Genomic DNA, 20,405 nt, shown 5'->3' on the forward strand with positions numbered 1-20,405 from the left:
GACCATACTGTCTCAAAATTAAGTGTCCGATGGGATTAGACCAGAACAACTGTTCATAAAGCGTTAGATATGAAATCTATTAACTCACTAATATCTAGTTGTTTTTCGCTTAAATTATAAATATGCATGACACCAATATTATGTATTTCCTTTAATAGTTCATCGCTAGAAAAAGCAAAAGGATCAGGCCTACTGTCTCCATGGCGAGCAAAAACTGAATGTGTATTTTTCAATAAATACCAGTCACCATATTCATCTGATTCTGAGGAAACCAAAACAATATTTAACCCCGTCCCATCTGAACATACTACTCCTCCCCAAGCCATAACAGGCTTACCCTTCATGGTAGGCTTAGTGGTGCGATGTCTTTGCTCCCCCCAAATATCATTTGCATAGTGACTAAGTACGTCCGACTCAGTTAGAGGATGAAACCATATGCTAACAGTTTTACTCTCAAAAATAATTTTACATCCCAAATCGCTTTTTCCTGAAACTTTAGAAAAAGTCATTTTTCCTGCGCTTGAGCCTGAAACCTTGTTGAAATTATCTACAAAATCGGCAATAGGCTGAACCACTTCATTTTTAAACTGAAAACTTAAAATATCATTTTTTCGCTGTAACTCTTTATCCTTTAACTGTTGTTCAGACAATAATTTTTCAGCGTACAGATCTTTTGATATTTTATTTTTCAGTATTTTGTCAATTGCCGATTTATGATCACCAACATTTTGAACAGAGCCTATAAGATCTTTCCTTACGCAATCCCAAGTGTTGTAGCGACTGCTGGGTCTTTTTGCCATTAATTTGTTAACAACAGACGCAACTTTGGGTGAAATATTTGGATTTGCATCATTCAGGGGGCGAGGTACAAAGGTGAGGTGTGCCTGCTCCCAATCGCTCTGGTGACCAAAAGCATGATTTAAAGCTGCTATTTGATAAAAAACGTGGCCTATCGAGTACATATCCATTTGAATTGTATTGGTTTCAGCACGATAAGCTTCTGGTGCAATGTACGGCTCAGTACCCCACCCCTTGAAGGTTCTTGAGCGTGTTTTTTCTTCAGCTATTTTTGCTAAGCCAAAATCCGCTATTTTAAAAACTCCGTTATCAATAAATATGTTGTCTGGTTTTATATCTCGATGAACGAGTACTTCATTTACAGCTTCCATTCCATCGATAATTTGATGGAAAATTCCCAAGCAGGTATCTTCATCCAATAAGCAAGTCTGATTTTTTAAAAAATAATCTAAAGAACCATCATTAGCTAATTCGAGGATAATTGTTCTGGTCTAATCCCATCGGACACTTAATTTTGAGACAGTATGGTCAATAAATTAAGAGGTCTATATGAGTCTGAAAAAATCACATAAGAGTTATCCGCAGGCATTTAAAGATGAAGCCGTCTTGATGGTGCTGGAGCAAGGTTATAGCGTTGCCGATGCGGCAAAGTCTCTTGGAGTTAGCACGAGCCTGCTTTACAACTGGAAGGAAAAACACGAAGCCCTGCAACAAGGCATCACCTTAGAAGAGTCTGAGCGTGATGAGTTGAAGCGATTGCGTAGAGAAAACAAAGAATTACGCATGGAGAAAGAAATTCTAAAAAAGGCAAGCGCCTTCTTTGCGAGAGAAATGAAGTAAGATTTCGTTTCATCAAACTGCAATCTCACCTGTTTCCCATAACACTGTTATGTCGAGTAATGAGTGTCAGTAAGTCAGGCTATTACGATTGGCATAAACGCCCTGCAAACGTGATAAGCGTTGAAACACTGAAGCTTTATCGCCTTGTTCGACAGCTATTTAAGCAAAGTCGAGGCAGCTTAGGGAATCGTGAAATGGTGAAGAAATTGCGCAAGGAAGGCTACCAGGTTGGTCGCTATCTCGTTCGTAAAATTATGCACCGCCTTCGACTCAAAGCAACCCAGCGATGTGCTTACAAGGTGACGACACAGCGAAAACACTCAGATGCAGTGGCTGATAACCTGTTAAACATGAACTTTAATCCAGTATCGGCTAATCAGGTCTGGGCGGGTGACGTGACCTATTTAAAGACGGGTGAAGGCTGGATGTACTTAGCTGTGGTGATGGATTTATATTCACGCCGGATTGTGGGATGGCGCATAGACAAACGCATGACCACAGATTTGATATCCAAGGCATTAATAAAAGCCTACAACCTGCGACAACCAGCGCGAGGGCTGGTATTTCACAGTGACCGAGGCTCGCAATATACCAGTAAACAATTCGGTAGGCTGCTATCGAGCTATGGTATCCGAGCCAGCATGGGTGATGTGGGTGCGTGTTGGGATAATGCCGTTGTTGAGCGATTCTTTGGTAGCTTGAAACACGATTGGATTTTTAAAGTTGCTCAACCAACAAGGGAGTTTATGAAGCAAGATGTGACGGCTTACATCAAATATTACAACTTGGAGCGACTTCATTCTGCTAATAACGATCTGTCACCTGTAGAGTTTGAGAATTCTCAAGTAAAAGTGTCCAGTTTGGGTTGACCAGTACAAATGTATGGTGTTTTAGGATCTGATAAACCGTCGTGAAAACCGTGATAACGAATCGTATTTTTGTGAGATATTTTTTTCGCTTTTTCCCACTCATTAATTAGAGAGCGGTGATTGTTGTCATCTGGAAGATAATGCTGCAAAGACTTCAGTGCAAATTTAGAGTCACCGGCCCTTTCTTCAATTAAGAAAACATGCCCCATTCCACCTTGGCCTATAAATCTTGAGATAACGTATTCTTTATCTTCAAATTTTATACAATCATTAATTCTAAACATTTTCATTCCTAGTCGTTTGCTGACTGTGCTTGAGTTTTCCATATGACATCTTAGTGCGCATTCGCTCTTATCTCATTAAACCAATAAAAATGCATATGGTTAACTATCTGTAATAAAAGGAACTTATCAGTTTCTCGTAAAATACACCATACGGAAAACGCATATTCTGAATACGACTATATAAAATTCCAGTTTCGACCACTTGTGGTGAATAGCTGAAAGCAGACCACAGAGAAGCATTTGTAAGATAATTAATGTAGCCAGAGTGCGGTTAAACACTCGGTGCTCACGTGTTTAGGGCAAAAGCGCGTTAGCCAACAACGAATGTAAAATGACTGTGTTCGGCGTGTGAATCAGACTAGGCAAGTCTGATTCACTGTAACTGATGTTTAAATCCTTTATCGTCAGGTCTTACTTTTCGGTATCCATTACTTTATTTATCTCAAATGTTCAGCGACAAAGGGCTAGCCTTCGAGCTATAGCAAGCCTTGGGGGGCTCAAATGCCAAACTTATTCATGGGCATTGACTGTGCGCCCTGCGGCCCATTGCCTGAGGGCATTTATCTTATCGCCCATCACAATCGATAACGGTCTGGTTTTAGTTAGTTCTTCTAGCAGTAAGTCTTGGTCGAGTGTGCGTCCTAAACTGCGGGCACTGTACATGGCGGCGATAACTGCCTGCTCGATTTCTGCGCCCGAAAACCCTTGGCTATGGCGCGAAAGTTGGGCGAGGTCGAGACGGCTAACATCAATACCGCGGCGCTGGCAATGGATCAAGAAAATCGCCTTGCGGATGGTTTCGTCGGGTAAATCAACAAAAAAGATTTCATCCATTCGCCCTTTACGCATCAGTTCTGGCGGCAGGGCTTGAATATCGTTGGCTGTAGCCACCACAAACACCTCGGATTTGCGCTCGGCCATCCAAGTTAATAAGGTTCCAAGGATACGGGTGGATATGCCTTGATCACTGTTACTGCCGCTTAAGCCCTTTTCAATTTCATCTATCCATAGGATACAGGGCGACATCATATCGGCCAGTTCGAGGGCATTGCGTAGATTCTTCTCGGTTTCGCCTATGTATTTGTTATATAAGGCGCCCATATCGAGTCTAAGCAGTGGTCGTTGCCATACGCCCGCCACTGCTTTGGCCGCGAGACTCTTGCCACTGCCCTGCACACCGAGTAATAACACGCCCTTTGGGGTATCGATCTGGGCGGCGGCACTCACTCCTTGGGGACTATGTGCCGCTGGCGCGCGCTGCTTTAACCATTTTTTGAGATTATGTAATCCGGCAATCTGCGAAAAATCACTGGTGTCATACTCAAATTGCAATATGCCGTTAAGATCGAGCAACTGGAATTTGGCTTTGTTAATCAGATCCACATCTGAGTGAGTAATGGCGCCATCATCAACAATCGCTTTATGGATCAATCGTCTGGCATCATCTAAGGTCACACCGCGCAGGTTTTCCGCTAGTTTAACCACAGCCTTATCATCCACATTCAATGGTATGCCTTGGGTGCGCACCTTATCCACCTCAAGATAAATCAGGTTCTCAAGCTGCGAAGTGCTCGGCAAAGTCAGCTGAAAATAGGCGCAGTAACGTTTAATTTCCGGCGGGATCTCAAAGGCATGACTGACCAGCACTAAGGTATGTTGCAAAGCATCGTATTCGAGAGCGATTTCTTTCAGTAGGCGGACATTCTTGGGCGCCTCCACCACAAAGGGGTGAAAGTCACAGAGCACATAAATCCCCTGCTGGGTCGTCGCTTTAATCTGCCCCAAGATGTCGCCGGGTTCAGTATTAAATTTCTGTGCTGGCATCGGCTTATCAACCCGCGTGAGTCCTTGGGTAATACTCCAAGTAAATAGCGGCTGATAGAGTACATTCGCGATTCGCTTAAGCATGTCAACAACACGATATTCTTCATAGGTTTCAATCACAACGATGGGCGTTTTAGAGCGTAGTACAGCGGTTAAATCGCGAATGTCTTGCATATCTTAAGTCCATAATCCGTTATGAAACGAAAAGTTAACATAAAATACCGCCACAAACAGGATTTTTACCACTCCAAGCACTAGGGCGTGTTGACGTTTCAGGGTTATTTTTGCAGCAATTTGGCTGGCTTTTATGCAAGGCCAAAGTCCGTGCAGTGTAGTTATTCTACATAAACGGACGATAACGCGGCAGAAAAGTCAGCCAAATGCTGCCCGAAGGGTTCGTCTGGCAAGCCCTTGCTCTTACTTTCTGTCATAAGAGCAGCTCGTCATTTGAGTAGAATAACTACACATCATTCCTCGTTTCGCGAGCACGTGCTTGCCAGAACGAACAAAATCTAATCTCGAAACGTCAACACGCCCTAATCAACCTTAAATAGCTTGATCAAAAACACAGTTGTTAATTTCAGTCTCATGCTTTGCCGCTAATCGGGGGTAGACTATGGCTTAAGAACGTCCCAAGGCGTCAATTATCCCAATATAAAAAGGTACCCACACCATGATAGGAACACCCTACACCGAGGGCGCTCGACGCGCCATGTTGCTTGGCTGCGGTGAGCTAGGTAAAGAAGTTGCCATTGAGTTACAACGCTTAGGTGTTGAAGTGATTGGCGTTGATCGTTATCCCAACGCCCCCGCCATGCAAATTGCCCATCGCTCCCATGTGATCAATATGCTCGATGCTAAGGCTCTTCGCGCCGTTATTGAGCTAGAAAAACCCCACTTAGTGATCCCCGAGATTGAAGCCATTGCTACCCAAACCTTGGTAGAGATGGAGGCCGAAGGCCTGAATGTGGTGCCGACCGCACGCGCAACCAAGCTCACTATGGATAGAGAAGGCATTCGCCGCCTCGCCGCTGAAACCTTAGGTTTACCGACGTCGCCCTATTTCTTCTGCGACACTGAAACCGAATTTAATCAAGCGATTAGCAAAATCGGCGTGCCCTGCGTGGTCAAACCTGTGATGAGCTCATCGGGTAAAGGCCAGAGCGTTATCCGCAATGTGGCCCAAAGCGCTAAAGCCTGGCAATACGCCCAAGAAGGCGGCCGTGCGGGTGGTGGTCGCGTTATCGTCGAAGGCTTTATCCCCTTCGATTACGAAATCACCCTATTAACCATTAGTGCGGTTAACGGTATCCACTTCTGCGCGCCAATTGGTCATCGACAAGAAGATGGCGACTACCGCGAATCATGGCAGCCTCAAGCCATGTCAGCCGACGTGCTGGCAAAATCCCAAGCGATTGCCAGTAAAGTGGTCGAAGCACTCGGCGGTTATGGCTTATTTGGCGTTGAGTTATTTGTGAAGGGCAGTGATGTGTACTTCTCAGAAGTCTCACCTCGTCCGCACGATACCGGCTTAGTGACCTTAATTAGCCAAGATTTATCAGAATTTGCACTGCATGTCAGGGCGATTCTTGGCCTGCCGATCCCTAATATTCATCAACATGGCCCCAGCGCCTCGGCGGTAGTATTGGTGGAAGGCAAATCGAAAAACATTCGCTATCAAGGCCTTGCAGCGGCATTAGCGGCAGAAAATACTCAACTCAGATTATTCGCTAAGCCTGAAATCGATGGCCGCCGCCGTTTAGGTGTCGCCCTCGCCCGCGATAAGGATATCGACAGCGCCGTTAACAAAGCCCTAGATAGCGCGGCGAAAGTACAAGTGATTTTCTAGGGTTAACCACGTCGCCATTGTTCGCAATAAAATTGCCGCGATAAGTTTGTGATAAGCACCGCGCCCAGCGATATCGCTGGGCGTTTTATTGTATCCCCCATCTTGAGACACAGTTCACCTTAAAACAGCATTGATTTGCTTTCTAGTGCAAAAGCCTGATGCAATAGCGGGCTGTTTTAAGGCATAGTAGTCCCACAATTAGCATGACCTACTCTAGGCTTTACTGTTACTCAATGGATTTACTCAGCCGTTATTTCCAGCTCCCCAACTCGCTGCTAACTTATACGCGACTCACAAGTTCGCCTCTAATAAATTCATTTAAAATTCAATCAACTAACAGTTATGCCAGTGCTAAATACCGCTCATTATCACGATTGATTTTTTTAGGTTTAGCCTCTTGCTTACTTTTACTCAGCGCTTGTCAGCCATCAAGCAATGATCCTTCGCCCTTCAAGGAAGATAAAGCCAAACCCCGTGAATTGTCGCAAGAAGTCTATATATGGCAGCGCCAATGGCGCGATGCCAATCAGAGCGCCTTGGTTGAAAGCCAAGGGACATTTAGCGGCGTGCGGATACTCGCCCTACAAGCTCACCCTAGGCCTAATGGCGCCGATATTTGGTTTGAGGTAAACGTCAATCATGCATGGTTACAGGCAGATCCTCGCCCTAAAGTCGCGGTGATCAGATTAGATGGCCAGTTAACTCGCCTTAACAATCACCAAGTGATCAGTAAGATCAGCGAGCTCGTTAAAGAGTGGCAAGCTCAAGGTACTGTTATCGCAGGCATTGAAATCGATCATGATAGCGCCAGCAGTAAACTCGCGGCCTATAATGCCTTTTTGCGCCAGTTAAAAAGCCAAATACCAAATACGCTCAAACTGAGTATTACCGCCCTACCCGCTTGGCTAAGCAGCACTGAATTTCCGTCCCTGTTTGAGCATATCGATGAGCTCGTACTACAAATTCACAGCGTGAGCGATCCGCGTTTAGGCTTGTTCGATGCCACTCAAGGTTGGCAGTGGGTCGAACAACTTTCACGGTTAGCTAAGGTGTCTTATCTCATAGCCCTGCCATCCTACGGCTCAGCGGTGTATAGCACTACATCGGATTATCGGGTGGAGAGTGAAGTGCCACTGCGGATGCCACTGGCGGAAACTTCATCGCAGCATTTAACGCGGCAGGAGCTGATGGCCGATCCCGAGGTGTTACAGTCTTTTGTCAAAAAACTGCATACCCTTGCCGATCCCAACCTGCGGGGAATGATTTGGTTTAGATTGCCATTAGAAGGCGATAAACGGATGTGGCCACTGTCGACCCTAATTGCCGTCGCCAAGCAGCAACCGCTCGCACCTCAGGTAGAATTGCAGATGGTAAGCCAACCCATGACAGAGTTAGCACAAGAGCCAGCTCCGAATGCAAAGCAAACCGATCAGCAAACCAAGGCAAACAAACCTCCCCAAACCACATTATTTCAACTTGTTTTAGTCAATAAGGGCAATCTTGCAGGCAAGGTGCCGAGCCAGTTGTCCCTAGCGGCACAGTCGTGCAGCGGGTATGATGCACAGAATGGTTATATAGCCAAATTGGCAAAGGGAACATTAACGTGGCAGTTACCGCAAGTCGCCCAATTAGAAGATAAAGCCGCGCCACTCACCCGCCTTTCTGCGCCGAGTGCAATATCGGCAACCGTGTTAAGCCCTAACGGACGCAGAGTTATCGGCTGGGCACGTTGTGAGTCATTACATTTACAGGGAATTTATGCGCCATAACTCAAATCCATTGCCAGCGAATGCGATTCAACGCTGGAAAACAAGCTTAAAACAAACCAGCCTGATTGGGTTAAGTCTCTTATCCCCCGCGCTCTTAGCCTGCGGCCCAGATTTCCCATTACAATTGACTCAAGACAGGCAATACAACTTAAGCTATTTACCGCAAACCGCCTTTAGCCAGCAGCTGAGTAGCCTTGCGAAGCCATTGGCGTGGCAATTTCAAGATGCGCCAGCGGCGCAGGAATACCTTTGGGATGAGGTGCACAGTCGCTATCTTTCCCAAACCCGCGCCTATGAAAACAGTGAGTTATCCGAAGCTCAGCTTGTACTGGTGAATAGTCTGCGTGATGCCCCCAGTTTGGCGCAAGCCGAGCAAATTGCCGCACAACTAAAGGACACCTTACCGCCGGCCTTAACCTGGTACAGCCTTGGTGCCATGGCGTTTGATGCAAAAGAGTACGATAAAGCCAGCAATTACTTTAAAAAGGTCATTGTGTTACCAGCAAGTGAGCGCGCAGGACGCAGCTTGTGGGCGCTGTATAGCTTATCTCGCATTGAGCTGCTCCAAAGCAAACCCTCACCCGATAACGCCCATTTTGCAAAGGCCAATGCCTACTTGATGCAACTACAGGCTGAGGTCATCCAAGGAGCCGCCGATCCGCTGCGCTTAAGTCTCGCCAGCCTGGGGGAGCAAGCTTACATTCTGCTGCATCAAGGCCAACCGAGCATAGAGATTGCCCACGAGGAATATGAAGCGCCCAAAATAGATGTGGCCTTAAATCCCACCACCTTAGATAAGGTGATCGAACTGTATGCGACACAATCGGCCGAGGGCGACAGTAGCGGCTATGACTCGCTACTCATGTTAAGCCGTAGTTTGATGGCGAAAAATCTCACCGAGTTGAAACCCTTATTACAACACCCAAGTGTACAGCAGTTACTGATTGCTTACTGGCAAAGTAGCGCCAATGATTTCGCCTTCGATGGACAGCTCACAGAGATGGGTCAGCAGGTCGCCAAGATCCTCAGTATATTTCCAGCCGATGGCGTAGTACTCACCCATGGCGATAAGCTCGCGGCGATTTATTATCAATTGGGCGACTATGCCAGTGCCGAGCGTCTGATTGCGCTCGCTAAACCGAGCGGACTCACCTGGTGGCTAACGGCTAAATTAATGCTACAAAAGGGCGATCAAGCACAAGCTGCCAACGCCTACGCCCAAGCAGCGCGTCATTTCCCGACGGATATGAGCGCATCCGCCGCGAATGCAACATCACAGCAAGATGCGCAGCAACAGGCCATTGAAGCCGATGCAGAACAGGCAACCTATTGCCGCATTCGCGCCGAACAAGGAGTGCTATCCCTTGAGCGCGGCGACTATGTCGATGCCCTCAGTCAACTGTTCGCCAGTGGTGATGAGTATTGGCAAGATATCGCCTATGTCGCCGAACGGGTACTAACCACCGCCGAACTAAAACTGTTTATCGACGAGCATGTACCGGTGATGAACTTTGAATATCCAAAGGATAGCGATTGGTATGACAGTGTTGAACCTATCAACAATCGTCTGCGTTACTTGCTTGGCCGTCGATTATTACGTGAAGGCGCCATTGCCGAAGCCCCTGTTTACTTTAGTAATCCCAAACTCAACACCAGTGTACAAGACTATGCTAAAGCATTGACCACAGCGAAGAGTAGCAAAGGAATTGAGAGCGCCAGAGCCTATTGGACTGCCGCAGAGCTCGCTCGTCATCAAGGCATGGACATTTTAGGTTTTGAATTAGCGCCGGATTATTCAATTTATGCGGGCATGTTCGACCTAAGAGATTGGTATTCTCCGGAAAAACTCAACGATAAAGAACAGCAACGCATTAGCGCCAGCCAAGCCGTTCCTGATAAACGCTTCCACTATCGCTACCAAGCCGCAGAGCTAGCAAACAAGGCCGCCGACTTAGTCCCCCACAACAGCCAAGCCTATGCGGCGCTATTATGCCAAGCCACAGGTTGGGTATTCTATCGCGATGATGAACTCGCCCGCCGCTACTATAAAAAATACGTCGCCAACGGCCCCTTTGTGCCTTGGGCCGAAAACTTTGGTTTACAATGTGAAACACCGGATTTTGACCGCGCCGTCAAAAGGGAAAAGGCCAACCAAGTTGCCAAGTGGAATGCGATATACCATCAACTGAAAAAGCCAGTGGCCTTCAGTTTTGCCGTTATCGCCGCCCTACTCGGCGCTTACGCATGGCGCAGAAGAAAGCGTAAGCAGTAAAAACACAAAGCGCCTTTCTTATATGCCCAAAGAAAGGCGCTAAAGCTGAGCAAATATTCCAGCCTCTACAATATGGAAGTGCGAATGCCGCGATCACATGGCCGATGATGTTCCCAACATCATAGTGGCATTTCCCATATCCCTATGGGTCAGATGTGAAAGAGTGGCCATGCCGCCAACGGTCACTGTTGCAACAATAGCAATCTTTACGACCATCGCACTGTTCAATGGCTAAAAGCTTTTGCACAAAAGCAAGATAACTTTGTCGTTAGGTGTGCTGAGTGAATTGTCATTATTTCCCCTGTGACACGCCACCCTTTTATTTCACAAGCAGTATCCATGAGGGCTCGACGGCGGCATCTGCTGCATATGGAAGTGCGAATGCCGCGATCACATGGATGTGAAAGAGTGACCATGCCGCCAACGGTCACAGTTGCAACAATGCCAATCTTAACTAACCCTCTCGCTGCTCGTTCAGCTAAAAAGCTAATGCCCCATACCTCGTTAGCAAAATGGCATTTAGCTCACTTCAACATCAGCATGTTGACCCAATTTTAGTAATTCTACAGAGTTTTGGCCTTATCAGTTTTATCCAACCGTAATTACGGTTGCAAATGAGAAAATATGGTATGAGCGTTAGCCTGTATACGAGGCCGAAAAGCTGTCAACCAAGGTCAATAATCAGTCAAAAGTGAGCGTAAAAGAATGAGAAAGGTAAAACGATATCAAGTGATTACCCATCAAACTGTATAAAAAACCGCTACCGCTAAAAAGCAAATTCCCATAGCATCATTTATACCAATTGACATTGATGTGGCAGCGGTCAAGTCCAACAAGCGATTTATGCCCTGCAAACAGCGCAGCGCATAAATACTAAGAAGTTAGCTTTACGGAGTAAAACGACCTGCATCGTATCTGGAAATTAGAAGAAGGCAGCCCATTGCTTCGGGTGTTTGTGTGGCAAAACTTATCACAGAGACAACTTAGAACCTTGATTCATCGGTTTGCTACTAAAGAGGCTGCAAAGTTAAAGCAAGGCAGTCGTGAGTTTTATGTTTGGCGTGTACGCAGACTCAAAGCCGTTGCAGTTTTCGATAAACGATTTGGCGGAGTACCTGCTATTTTCAAAATGCGTAAAATGACGGTTTTAAAGTCATATTACATAAATAACGGTGTTTACTTGTGGCCAACATCTACATTAATTACCGCAAACTAAACAAAGCTAACAAGCCGCGTCATTCGGGGCTTGGGATCGCAGCGACGCTCACAAGTTCGCGCGCATGCGCGAGGCGTTATAACTCCAGGAGAGTTCAGTGAAACTAGATAAAAGTGTTATTGATTATTTTAAAGTTATCTATGACGGTTGTAATACGATTGAATTTACCTATGACAAAAAGAATAGCCTTTTTATCCCTTTATTTTCTGGTTCTATTGAGCACAGTATCGCTATTCACGTTTTGGACAAAGAAGAATTGACTGGCTCTGCATTTGCTCTTGCTCGCCCAATGGTTGAGAGTTACTTGAGAGCTATGTGGGTAAAACACTGCTTAGATGAATCTAAGATCGAGGAAGGGTGTAAACAGCTTCATTTCCCCAAGAGGTTAGAGGTTTTAATTGATGATATTGCAAATGCTGTTGATGGGGGAGACCCTTTCCACAGCTTGAAATCGGCTATAGAGCCAATAATGGCTAACATACATGATTTTACCCATGGTGGTGTTCAAAGTATTGTTCGACAATATGGCTGTGATGGACACCTATCAGGCTCTCATTGTCGCGAAGAAAGGGATGAGCTACTTAAATTAGCGATCCTAATGTCTTCGTTCTCATTCGCAAATCTTATACCCTACATGCAGTGCCTCGATTCGTTGAGAGATGTGCAGAAAAGGGCAAACGAGTTGCTGCAGCTATAACAAGAGAATGAACGAGGGACGTTTACTCTTGGCGCATTTTTTTATAGAAACGTAGTGATTCAGGCGTCTCCATCAGTTTAGGTTAGTAAACGTCCGTTATTCAAACGTTACCCGATAGAAATTTTTATGTGAAATTCACCTGTTATAGCTGATGACCTAACACGCTTTTGTCCAAAAGCATGCTTTGTGTTTCTTTAAAACCTGCAAGCTACGCCGATGCTAAACAGGTGAACCATGGAGGTTTGCGAGACGACAGTCCGCCCCACGGACGGGGCGGTCGAGCATCCAAGGATGGACTCGCTGCGTGTCGGTGAGCGAATACCATGGCTCACGTTAATTCAGCGTTTAGAAGCTAAGCTCCCAGCTAAGTAAAACAGAAGAAGTAAAACAGGATATCCATCCTTAATAGCGTGGCAGTCAACCTCTGACGCTGCTTTGGTTAAGCATTAAACAAGGAGGTTTTTATGCCGCGCCCTCGCCAAACTCAGATAAGTCTTGAACGCTCGCGGTAAAATCAGTCCCGATTACCATTGCAGTAGCCGCGTTTTACTGGGTGCATTACTTTGCTCCTACCCTAAAAAGCTCGACTATTTAAACCGTTATTGAGGCCTATTAATGCTGATGGTCTGAGTGTGTGGTTTTAACCTGAGTTGGATATTCGATGGCTTCGATACCTTCAAGATAATATCCAGTCTTGGCAAATCCTGCTTGCGCACTTTTAATCGAAAGTTTTCCAACAATGTAAAGTGGCTGCTCGGAGTCGGGTATGGCAATCGGTTTATCAAATACCACATGGATTAATTGATTAGGAGGTGATGGGGGTTTATGGAAACAAGCACCTTGCTGGGGCGTCAGTAAAAAATTCTTACTCTGTTTTTTGCCTTGACCATCTAAGGGCACCACAAAGCCGGGAATGACCACATTCTTACCATCTAATGCCAAATTGACATTGGCTTCAACGGATAAGCTTGCAGGCCCAGGAGCCAGTTGATCCCATAAAATCGAGATGGCTTCTTTTGCGAATAAATTCGGGCTGATAAACAGTATGAGCAGAATGATTTTATACATTGTCATTTAATGGGGCTAATGTGAGTTAGCCCCCTCTCTAGGTCATTGTGTTATTGAATTATTTTTTTGACTTCTGGATAACATCCCACCCGTAACCATCGTTACCGGAACGCACTGTTTTAGAATTTGTGTATGGCACAAAATCAAACATTAACTGCTCTCCAGGACCAACATCCTTTGGCCATTGATATTTAAAGGTGGAGAATTTGCCATCTAATGGGAACCAATACATGTAGATCAAATCTTGATCATCGTAAGTATTGGGCGTGTAGTGTATCGCCTTACTGGGGATCTCAATGTAGTCTCCCGCACCAAAAGGCTGCATGCGTTCTTGAGCCCATGTTAAACCTTGGCCACTCAAACCATAGTAACACTCCATTTCACGGTGATAATGTGGCGCTGCTGTACCCGGCGCGACACGAACTAACCCAATCACGGTTGGTTCATCATTCAACTCCTTCCAGCACATACCGACTTCAGTATCTGCAGCCCCTCCCTTAGGGCATGGGATGAGATTAGTTGGATCGTCAACTCGCCAAGTCAGCCAACCAGAGTCATTGGCGCCTTTCCCGCCATGATCATTCGACTTAACGCTATAAATATCCTTTTTACCACTTTGTAACTCTTTAAGATAAGCCAACGCTTGAGTTTGCTTACACACCATAGGCATGACTTTAGTTGGCGCATTGATTGTTGATAGCGTTGGCTTTTCATTATGCCAAGGTTTATCCGCAGGTTTATCGGTCGCCAATGCATGGCTAGAAACAAGAATCGTAGATACAGTTAATAATGCCTTAATCATGACTTTTCCTTATTTTTATTTGTTTAAATCCAGTGACCTAACTAAGCAAAGGTTATTTAAACTTAGGGTAGTTAAAGTTGTGGCAATCCATACAAATAGCTTTCTTTTTAGTATGCTCGCCGTGACATTCCATACACGCAGCATCTTGGCCATAGTGCATACTGTCATGGGGATTTTGCTTGGCATCATGGCCTTCACGCTTAGTTTGTTCCGCAAGTTCACTCATGCTGTGACATTGCAAACAAGCATCATCGGACGGGAAGGCTTTAGTGCCTTGATCGTGACAAGTTTCACAACCTGACTCGTAGACTGATTTGTGGTAATCACGTTTATCCTGCGCGTGGACGGATAACGCGATAAAGCTGCTTAATGCGATTACAATCAAAGTGTTCATTAATTTCATATCGGTATCCCTATGCTTTCATCATCGAACGAGCAGCTGTCACACCAAACGCCATACATTCAGGCGTCGAGCATCCCCCTAGCCGGCTCACCCCATGGACTCCCCCTGTCACTTCACCAGCGGCATACAGCTTAGGAATAGGTTTACCATTTTTGGCTGCAATCACTTCTGCTTTGGTATTGATTTGGATACCGCCTTGGCAATAGTGCACCTTCGGCCACAAGCGTTGCACAATAAACGGCGGAGTAAGATAGATGTCTTTTACCATGTCCATACGTTTGCCAAACTGCGGATCTACACCGGTTTTAACGTATTCGTTCCAATCACTTACCTGTTTTTTGAAGGCTTCTTCTGGCAAGTTGAAGTGTTTAGCAATCGCTTCAACACTGTCGAATTCCCAAGCGACGTTATACTTCAGCACGTTTTCCATCGATGGATCTTTTTGAGCCTCATGTTTAGGCGCAATTAACAGTGCGGGGTTAGGTTTACCTTCTTTATCGCGGCGTTGAATCTCTAAATCAGCACGGGTTTTACGATCGGCAGTTTCATTCATAAAACGCATGCCGGTATTACGGTCAATAGCAATAGAATGTGGGAAGTTGTATAAGGAAAAACCGGAACCATAGCCAAAGCCACCTTCATCAGGGGATGCCCATGGACCTGACTGAATAAAGCTTAACCCTACTGGCATCGCCCCCTCAGCAAGCATGGCAATTAAACCATCACCCGTTGCCCCACGCGCATTCGTACAACCCACTTCGCTACCTAATGTAGGGTCAAGTGCTTGACGGAAGGCGACGTTAGCAGCAAAGCCTCCAGTGGCAATCAATACGCCTTTTTCTGCTTTTATATTAATAAGTTTGCCGGAGTCTTCATGGCCAAAGTGATAATCTTTACGAACTTGGATGCCAAGCACTGTGCCATCATCAGCGGTGATCAGATGTTCAAACTTGTGTCGAGTTTTAGTTTTTACACCATAACTACGCGCCGTTTTAAGCATCGGGCGAATAAAACCCGCACCGGATCTTTCAACAACTTGGTGACTACGGTTAGCACTAGTGCCCCCCGTATTAATAATGTGGTCTCGGTAAACACAACCACAATCTTTTGTCATCTGATAAATATAAGCACCTAGCTCTGCACTGTGCCGTAATAAATCTTCATGAGCATAACCACGCCCTGATATAAGTTGATCTTTGACCATTAGGTCTGGGCTATCTTCAATCCCGTGTTTTTTTTGTATGTCGGTACCAGCAAAACAAGCTTGACCTGCGTTTAACGCAGAATTACCACCATAAACACCGAGTTTTTCTAAAACAACAACTTCCTTGGCACCTAATTTTCCCGCTTCAATGGCTGCGGCTAATCCAGCAAAGCCTGAGCCTACAATGACTATTTCATAGGTTTCATCCCATTTAACTCCTGCTGTATTCGCGTTCGCAGAAAATGGTACCAATGCCCTGAAGAATCCCCTGATGATTTTCAGATAAATCATTAAATTAGAGTGAACTTGCACCTTGAAGTGTGATCAGATGGAAGTGCGAACAAACATCAATCACAGGGCATCAAGGTGCAAGTGTTAACTATCTTACATCAATCTCTCTATCAACATTGTCCAGAAATCCATCAAAAGCGACTGAATACACTCATGGTCGCCTGCAAAGCCCTCATCAACGCGGATTGTCTCACCCTCACGCATTTAGGGCGGCACATTGATGGCACCAGCACTCATACTAAACACTCAATAAAACGCATGGATAGATTATTGGGCAACCCGCACCTTCACCATGAAAGACTGGCTGTTTATCAGTGGCATGCAAAGTGGCTGCTAACAGCACATACGATGCCGACCATACTGGTGGATTGGTCTGATATGCGTGAAGGTCGTGAACTGATTGCACTACGCGCCTCTATTGCGATTAAGGGCCGCTCTATCACGCTCTACGAGCGAACATTTCCGTTAGTACTACAAGGCACACAAACTGCCCATAATCAGTTTCTGAATGAACTCCATAAAGTGTTACCTGACAATATTACCCCGCTGATAGTCACTGACGCGGGCTTCCGTAATCCATGGTTTCGAAAAGTCGAGCAGCTCGGTTGGTATTGGCTGGGTCGTGTCAGAGGATTAAGTGTCTATCGGCTGCACCCCTTCGGTCGCCAATTTTCGCTAAAAGCGCTTTATCCCAAAGCCAGTCGTCGCGCAAAACATGTTGGGCGAGTGGCGTTATCGGTAAAGAAACCCTTGTTATGCGAGATGGTATTGTTCAGGGCTCCAAGTAAAGGCAGAAAAGGTCAGCGAAGTACGACAACAGACTGTCACCATACGGCGCAATGGACGTATGAACTAACCGCCAAAGAGCCTTGGGCACTGGTGACCAACTTGACCATAGAAGCCATGTCGCCTCAAAAACTGGTTAATATTTACCAAAAACGGATGCAAATAGAAGAAACCTTTAGAGATTTAAAAAGCCCCGCTTATGGCTTTGGTTTACGTCATAGCAGAACACGTTATGCGGCGAGGATGGACATACTGCTATTGATAGCATTATTGGTACAACTGGCATTTTGGTGGGTAGGATTATACGGAGAAACACAGCAATTACAGCGGCACTTCCAAGCCAACACGGTAAAGAAAAGGAATGTGCTATCAACAATCAGGATGGGCAAAGAACTGCTGCGGCGACGGCATGACTACCCCATATCAGCAGATGATTTGCTTTGTGCTGCGAAGAAACTAGCCCAACTCTCATTAACTCATGGTTGTTGGGGCTATGAATTATGAGGGGATCCTACAGACCAATGCCCCCGCGGCGGCGACTCCTGCTCCCAGTTTTAAAAATGAACGTCTACTCTGCATATTATTACCTCCCATTAATTTACAGCAACAATATGCTCTACCATGGGATCTAAATATGCGTTAAATCACACTTTATTTGGGGGGGTAATCTTTTTTGAGTTGTATCTCAAGAAAATAATTCTTTTCAGTATCTATATTAAATTTTTACCGTAGCATCAAATTGTAACAGACCATAAAAAAAGGAAAGAGTATGCAATGTCCTAGTAATAGACTGGATGTCATTCGTTGTAACCAGTTACTCGATACTGCAGAGCAACTGATTGATGAACAAGGCGTTGTTTCTTTTAGATTTGCGCAAATCGCAAAAAAATCAGAGTGTTCAACTAATACTTTGTATAAATATTTCGAATCAAAAGAAGATGTTTTAGCTTGCTTGTTTTTAAGAAATACAACTTCAATACAAATACCGATATTTATCAATGAAAACCCAAACCTAACAATCCATGAACATACCTTGCTACCTATCTTATTTACATTCGAGGCGATAAAAAGAAGCCCAATTTTTAATGTATTAAGAGTAGTTTCAATTAATAGCATGTTCTGGCAACTCGCCAGCACACAAAAGATTGATGTGCTAAAAAATAGAGTAAATTTATTTTGGAGCAGGATTAAAACACCGTTGGAGGATGCAGTTAAAGAAGGTGAGCTTAAAGCCACACAATTTGAAATTGATGAATTAAGTCAGGCATTGTACTTCTTTTTAGCGGGTGCCACATCATCCTACGAAAGCCGATTAATCAGTGAAAAATATTTAGCAACCGATAATGATTTATGTTATCGACATATTAGCCGCATCATGAACCATTATCAGTGGAAAAAACCTATTACTCGCGAAATGATGCAATCATTATCTGCTCGGATTAAGCTTTTTCTCGATAAAGGCCATAGTAATATTCGCAGTTGTGAGACCTGTTTAAACATCGGGAAAATGTTTGATTGTAAAACCGAATCTAACCTCCCTTTAAAAATGCCTTAAGATTAGCCGTCGCAATATTAAGTAAGTTCTGCTGCGCTTCCTTTGTCGCTCAGGCATTGTGCGGGCTGATACTAATATTAGGCGCACTCAATAGCGGATTATCGGTACTCGGTGGCTCAGTCGATAACACATCGACGCCAGCAAAGACTCTGCCCTGCGCTAATGCAACAGCAAGTGCCGCCTCCTCAATTAATCCGCCGCGGGCGGTATTGATAAGTAATGCCTGCGGCTTCAGCAACTCAAGGAGCTGGGCGTTGATAAGCTCGCTAGTTTCAGGGGTTAATGGGCAGTGGAGCGACAAAAGATCAGATTCTTTGAAGACCTTATCCCGTGATGCCCAACCGACGCCTTGAGGTAAATGTGCGGGTTTAGTGCGCATGAAGTTAGACAGCCTGTAACTTCGTTCATTACTAACGTCGACGGACAGTTTCACATTCGCTATGAGAGAGATCATAACATTTCTTATTAGGTGGCCAAATTCAGTGTGCCACTACAATCTGCGATTCAGCTGAATGTGTAAATCTGCTCGAATCAGCTAGACTTAAAAAGATGTTATGGAAGCACTACAATGACAAGGAAATCTCAATGCAATCATTACATATCAAGCAATGCTATCAATTCGGAAACACTCGATACGATAGAGCCAGCCTCAAAAAGCAAATTCTAACAGCATTAAGCATACCAATTAATTGTGATTTGGCAGCGGCCAAGTCCAACAACCGATTTATGCCCTGTAAACAGCACAGCGCATAAAGACTAAGACGTTAGGGAAAACTCTACTGCAATCAACCAAAAGGGAGGTAAGCACAATGCTATTTGAATTACTTTATACGAGTATCGCACCGGCAGGTTTATCAGATACTGAACTTTTAAGCATTTTAGAAAAAGCCAGAGCAAAAAACCAAGCCTTAGATATAACAGGGATGCTGGTCTATCATAATCGGGAGATAATGCAAATTCTTGAGGGTGAAGAACTAAAGGTCAGGGGGCTTTTTCAAACTATTTTTCAGGACGAAAGGCATACTAGTGTCGAAGTTTTTTACCAGGGGAATATTGATCATAGGGCATTTTCTGAATGGTCTATGGCATTTAAACTGCTCGATGAGAACACAGTCAAAAAAATGTTAATTGGGTATGAAAATTTCAACCCCGCTAAATCCCCCATCAGTATGATTGCAAGCAGTCCAAATCGAGGTAAGAAAACCTTTCTGAAATTGCGAGATTCGCTGTAACAGAACATGTTTTGCTGGAGGTTTTACCCTAACAATCGGCTTAATTCGAACCCACAAATTAGAGTAAAGAAACCTCACACGCATTTGTCCAAAAGTTTGTTGTATGTGGCTTTTAAACCTAAAGATTACGGAAGTACTAAAAAGTGAGCCATGGTGATCATGGCTCACTAAAAAATGGGCAACTGTCAGATCAGGTCAGAGCTAATACAACTTAACCTAATACAACTTAACCTGTCGTTTGGCGGAGGGCGTTCTATTTTATGGGGTATTATTTAGTCTAAAAGTGGGAGCACGATAAGATTCACTTCTTTTATCTCAGCAAAAATTTCTGAATCAGCGGATAAAACCTCTGTAAAAGGTGATGAGGTAAACACAGCAGATTTTACAGCTTCATTAAGTTTAATAACTTTACTGGCATCTAACATTGTGTAACTAATGACATTAGCGCTTTGATCAAGATGAAAGTTAACTTTTACCGCCTGATCTTTAAATGATTCATCAAATTCAAGATTGGATTGAATTTTGAGCTTTATTAATTCTGCACACTCGTTTACGGTTTGGCAGGAACTTGGCACCCTGATCTGATTAGCACAGCCATTTAAAGCGAATCCCAACATACATACCAATAAGGTTCTATACATAACAT

18 protein-coding genes and 1 pseudogene are annotated in these 20,405 nt (G+C 44.7%); 9 read left to right on the plus strand and 10 right to left on the minus strand.

Annotated features, from left to right (window positions below; translation table 11 throughout):
• Positions 1–53 precede the first annotated feature (53 nt).
• Positions 54–1,280 (minus strand): serine/threonine-protein kinase, encoded by a 1,227-nt coding sequence (locus SO_RS16860; protein WP_164925906.1) that lies wholly within the window; start codon positions 1,278–1,280, stop codon positions 54–56.
• A 67-nt stretch (positions 1,281–1,347) separates the two neighbouring features.
• On the opposite strand from SO_RS16860, the gene SO_RS16865 reads away from it, so the two are divergent.
• Positions 1,348–2,507 (plus strand): IS3-like element ISSod1 family transposase gene (locus tag SO_RS16865; RefSeq protein WP_141135407.1). Its coding sequence is split into 2 segments (ribosomal slippage): positions 1,348–1,597 and positions 1,597–2,507, totalling 1,161 coding nucleotides; the frame shifts between segments, so codons are not numbered across the junction.
• Here the strand turns inward: SO_RS16865 and SO_RS16870 are convergent.
• Both SO_RS16870 and SO_RS16875 read right to left on the minus strand, forming a co-directional pair.
• Positions 2,480–2,833, minus strand: coding sequence for a protein kinase domain-containing protein (locus SO_RS16870; protein WP_164925755.1), 354 nt, complete (start codon positions 2,831–2,833; stop codon positions 2,480–2,482). The two genes, SO_RS16865 and SO_RS16870, sit on opposite strands and share 28 nt — an antisense overlap.
• Before the next feature lie 468 nt (positions 2,834–3,301).
• Positions 3,302–4,789: an AAA family ATPase gene (locus SO_RS16875; protein ID WP_011073422.1), complete on the minus strand. Its 1,488-nt coding sequence runs from the start codon at positions 4,787–4,789 to the stop codon at positions 3,302–3,304.
• A gap of 499 nt (positions 4,790–5,288) precedes the next feature.
• Between SO_RS16875 and purT the strand changes: the two genes are divergently transcribed.
• The 5 genes from purT to SO_RS16900 all read left to right on the plus strand — a co-directional run bounded on the left by purT (position 5,289) and on the right by SO_RS16900 (position 12,418).
• Positions 5,289–6,464: a formate-dependent phosphoribosylglycinamide formyltransferase gene (gene purT / locus SO_RS16880; protein ID WP_011073423.1), complete on the plus strand. Its 1,176-nt coding sequence runs from the start codon at positions 5,289–5,291 to the stop codon at positions 6,462–6,464.
• 233 nt (positions 6,465–6,697) lie between these two features.
• Positions 6,698–8,233 (plus strand): DUF3142 domain-containing protein, encoded by a 1,536-nt coding sequence (locus tag SO_RS16885; protein ID WP_011073424.1) that lies wholly within the window; start codon positions 6,698–6,700, stop codon positions 8,231–8,233.
• Entirely contained in the window at positions 8,223–10,505 is a 2,283-nt protein-coding gene (locus SO_RS16890) for a hypothetical protein (RefSeq protein ID WP_011073425.1), read from the plus strand. The genes SO_RS16885 and SO_RS16890 overlap by 11 nt, the downstream gene beginning before the upstream one ends.
• A 381-nt stretch (positions 10,506–10,886) precedes the next feature.
• Positions 10,887–11,063, plus strand: coding sequence for a hypothetical protein (locus tag SO_RS23100; RefSeq protein WP_164925756.1), 177 nt, complete (start codon positions 10,887–10,889; stop codon positions 11,061–11,063).
• Positions 11,064–11,818: 755 nt separating this feature from the next.
• Positions 11,819–12,418 carry a DUF6988 family protein gene (locus SO_RS16900; protein ID WP_011073427.1) on the plus strand — a complete coding sequence of 200 codons (600 nt, stop codon included), beginning with the start codon at positions 11,819–11,821 and terminating at the stop codon, positions 12,416–12,418.
• Between the two features lie 612 nt (positions 12,419–13,030).
• Here the strand turns inward: SO_RS16900 and SO_RS16905 are convergent.
• The 4 genes from SO_RS16905 to SO_RS16920 are packed head-to-tail and all read right to left on the minus strand — an operon-like array spanning position 13,031 to position 16,147.
• Complete coding sequence (locus SO_RS16905) at positions 13,031–13,492, minus strand: DUF3299 domain-containing protein (RefSeq protein WP_011073428.1); 462 nt, start codon at positions 13,490–13,492, stop codon at positions 13,031–13,033.
• A 52-nt stretch (positions 13,493–13,544) separates the two neighbouring features.
• The gene (locus SO_RS16910; RefSeq protein ID WP_011073429.1) at positions 13,545–14,288 is read right to left on the minus strand and encodes a cupin domain-containing protein; all 744 of its coding nucleotides are present in this window, start codon (positions 14,286–14,288) and stop codon (positions 13,545–13,547) included.
• A gap of 52 nt (positions 14,289–14,340) precedes the next feature.
• On the minus strand, positions 14,341–14,691 hold the full coding sequence (locus tag SO_RS16915; RefSeq protein WP_011073430.1) for a cytochrome c3 family protein: 351 nt from the start codon (positions 14,689–14,691) through the stop codon (positions 14,341–14,343).
• A gap of 10 nt (positions 14,692–14,701) precedes the next feature.
• A complete protein-coding gene (locus SO_RS16920) occupies positions 14,702–16,147 on the minus strand; it encodes a flavocytochrome c (RefSeq protein ID WP_238560498.1) in 1,446 nt (481 codons plus the stop codon).
• A gap of 114 nt (positions 16,148–16,261) precedes the next feature.
• Here SO_RS16920 and SO_RS16925 point away from each other — a divergent pair, with 114 nt between their 5' ends.
• On the plus strand, positions 16,262–17,476 hold the full coding sequence (locus SO_RS16925) for an IS4-like element ISSod3 family transposase (RefSeq protein WP_011070548.1): 1,215 nt from the start codon (positions 16,262–16,264) through the stop codon (positions 17,474–17,476).
• On the opposite strand, the gene SO_RS23545 is transcribed toward SO_RS16925, so the two are convergent.
• Complete coding sequence (locus tag SO_RS23545) at positions 17,471–17,566, minus strand: twin-arginine translocation signal domain-containing protein (RefSeq protein WP_164925758.1); 96 nt, start codon at positions 17,564–17,566, stop codon at positions 17,471–17,473. The two genes, SO_RS16925 and SO_RS23545, sit on opposite strands and share 6 nt — an antisense overlap.
• Positions 17,567–17,741: 175 nt before the next feature.
• On the opposite strand from SO_RS23545, the gene SO_RS16935 reads away from it, so the two are divergent.
• Positions 17,742–18,527: a TetR/AcrR family transcriptional regulator gene (locus tag SO_RS16935; RefSeq protein WP_011073431.1), complete on the plus strand. Its 786-nt coding sequence runs from the start codon at positions 17,742–17,744 to the stop codon at positions 18,525–18,527.
• Here SO_RS16935 and SO_RS16940 read toward each other — a convergent pair.
• Positions 18,502–18,885: pseudogene (locus tag SO_RS16940) on the minus strand (NAD(P)-dependent oxidoreductase); the annotation flags it as partial. The gene SO_RS16935 and the pseudogene SO_RS16940 sit on opposite strands and share 26 nt — an antisense overlap.
• 451 nt (positions 18,886–19,336) lie before the next feature.
• Between SO_RS16940 and SO_RS16945 the strand changes: the two are divergent.
• Entirely contained in the window at positions 19,337–19,759 is a 423-nt protein-coding gene (locus tag SO_RS16945; RefSeq protein WP_011073432.1) for a BLUF domain-containing protein, read from the plus strand.
• Between the two features lie 272 nt (positions 19,760–20,031).
• On the opposite strand, the gene SO_RS16950 is transcribed toward SO_RS16945, so the two are convergent.
• Positions 20,032–20,400, minus strand: coding sequence for a cell envelope integrity TolA family protein (locus SO_RS16950; RefSeq protein WP_011073433.1), 369 nt, complete (start codon positions 20,398–20,400; stop codon positions 20,032–20,034).
• Positions 20,401–20,405 lie beyond the last annotated feature (5 nt).

The sequence above is a fragment of the Shewanella oneidensis MR-1 genome, from assembly GCF_000146165.2.
In the GTDB taxonomy this organism is placed as follows: Bacteria; Pseudomonadota; Gammaproteobacteria; order Enterobacterales; family Shewanellaceae; genus Shewanella; species Shewanella oneidensis.

What these genes read in the sequence shown, in the direction of transcription:
- SO_RS16935 (WP_011073431.1), top strand. Translation starts at nt 17,742, where the DNA reads ATGCAATGTCCTAGTAATAGACTGGATGTCATTCGTTGTAACCAGTTA.
- SO_RS16890 (WP_011073425.1), top strand. Translation starts at nt 8,223, where the DNA reads ATGCGCCATAACTCAAATCCATTGCCAGCGAATGCGATTCAACGCTGG.
- SO_RS16945 (WP_011073432.1), top strand. Translation starts at nt 19,337, where the DNA reads ATGCTATTTGAATTACTTTATACGAGTATCGCACCGGCAGGTTTATCA.
- SO_RS16870 (WP_164925755.1), bottom strand. Translation starts at nt 2,833, where the DNA reads ATGGAAAACTCAAGCACAGTCAGCAAACGACTAGGAATGAAAATGTTT.
- SO_RS16885 (WP_011073424.1), top strand. Translation starts at nt 6,698, where the DNA reads ATGGATTTACTCAGCCGTTATTTCCAGCTCCCCAACTCGCTGCTAACT.
- SO_RS16875 (WP_011073422.1), bottom strand. Translation starts at nt 4,789, where the DNA reads ATGCAAGACATTCGCGATTTAACCGCTGTACTACGCTCTAAAACGCCC.
- purT (WP_011073423.1), top strand. Translation starts at nt 5,289, where the DNA reads ATGATAGGAACACCCTACACCGAGGGCGCTCGACGCGCCATGTTGCTT.
- SO_RS23545 (WP_164925758.1), bottom strand. Translation starts at nt 17,566, where the DNA reads ATGGGAGGTAATAATATGCAGAGTAGACGTTCATTTTTAAAACTGGGA.
- SO_RS16910 (WP_011073429.1), bottom strand. Translation starts at nt 14,288, where the DNA reads ATGATTAAGGCATTATTAACTGTATCTACGATTCTTGTTTCTAGCCAT.
- SO_RS16950 (WP_011073433.1), bottom strand. Translation starts at nt 20,400, where the DNA reads ATGTATAGAACCTTATTGGTATGTATGTTGGGATTCGCTTTAAATGGC.
- SO_RS16915 (WP_011073430.1), bottom strand. Translation starts at nt 14,691, where the DNA reads ATGAAATTAATGAACACTTTGATTGTAATCGCATTAAGCAGCTTTATC.
- SO_RS23100 (WP_164925756.1), top strand. Translation starts at nt 10,887, where the DNA reads ATGCCGCGATCACATGGATGTGAAAGAGTGACCATGCCGCCAACGGTC.
- SO_RS16905 (WP_011073428.1), bottom strand. Translation starts at nt 13,492, where the DNA reads ATGACAATGTATAAAATCATTCTGCTCATACTGTTTATCAGCCCGAAT.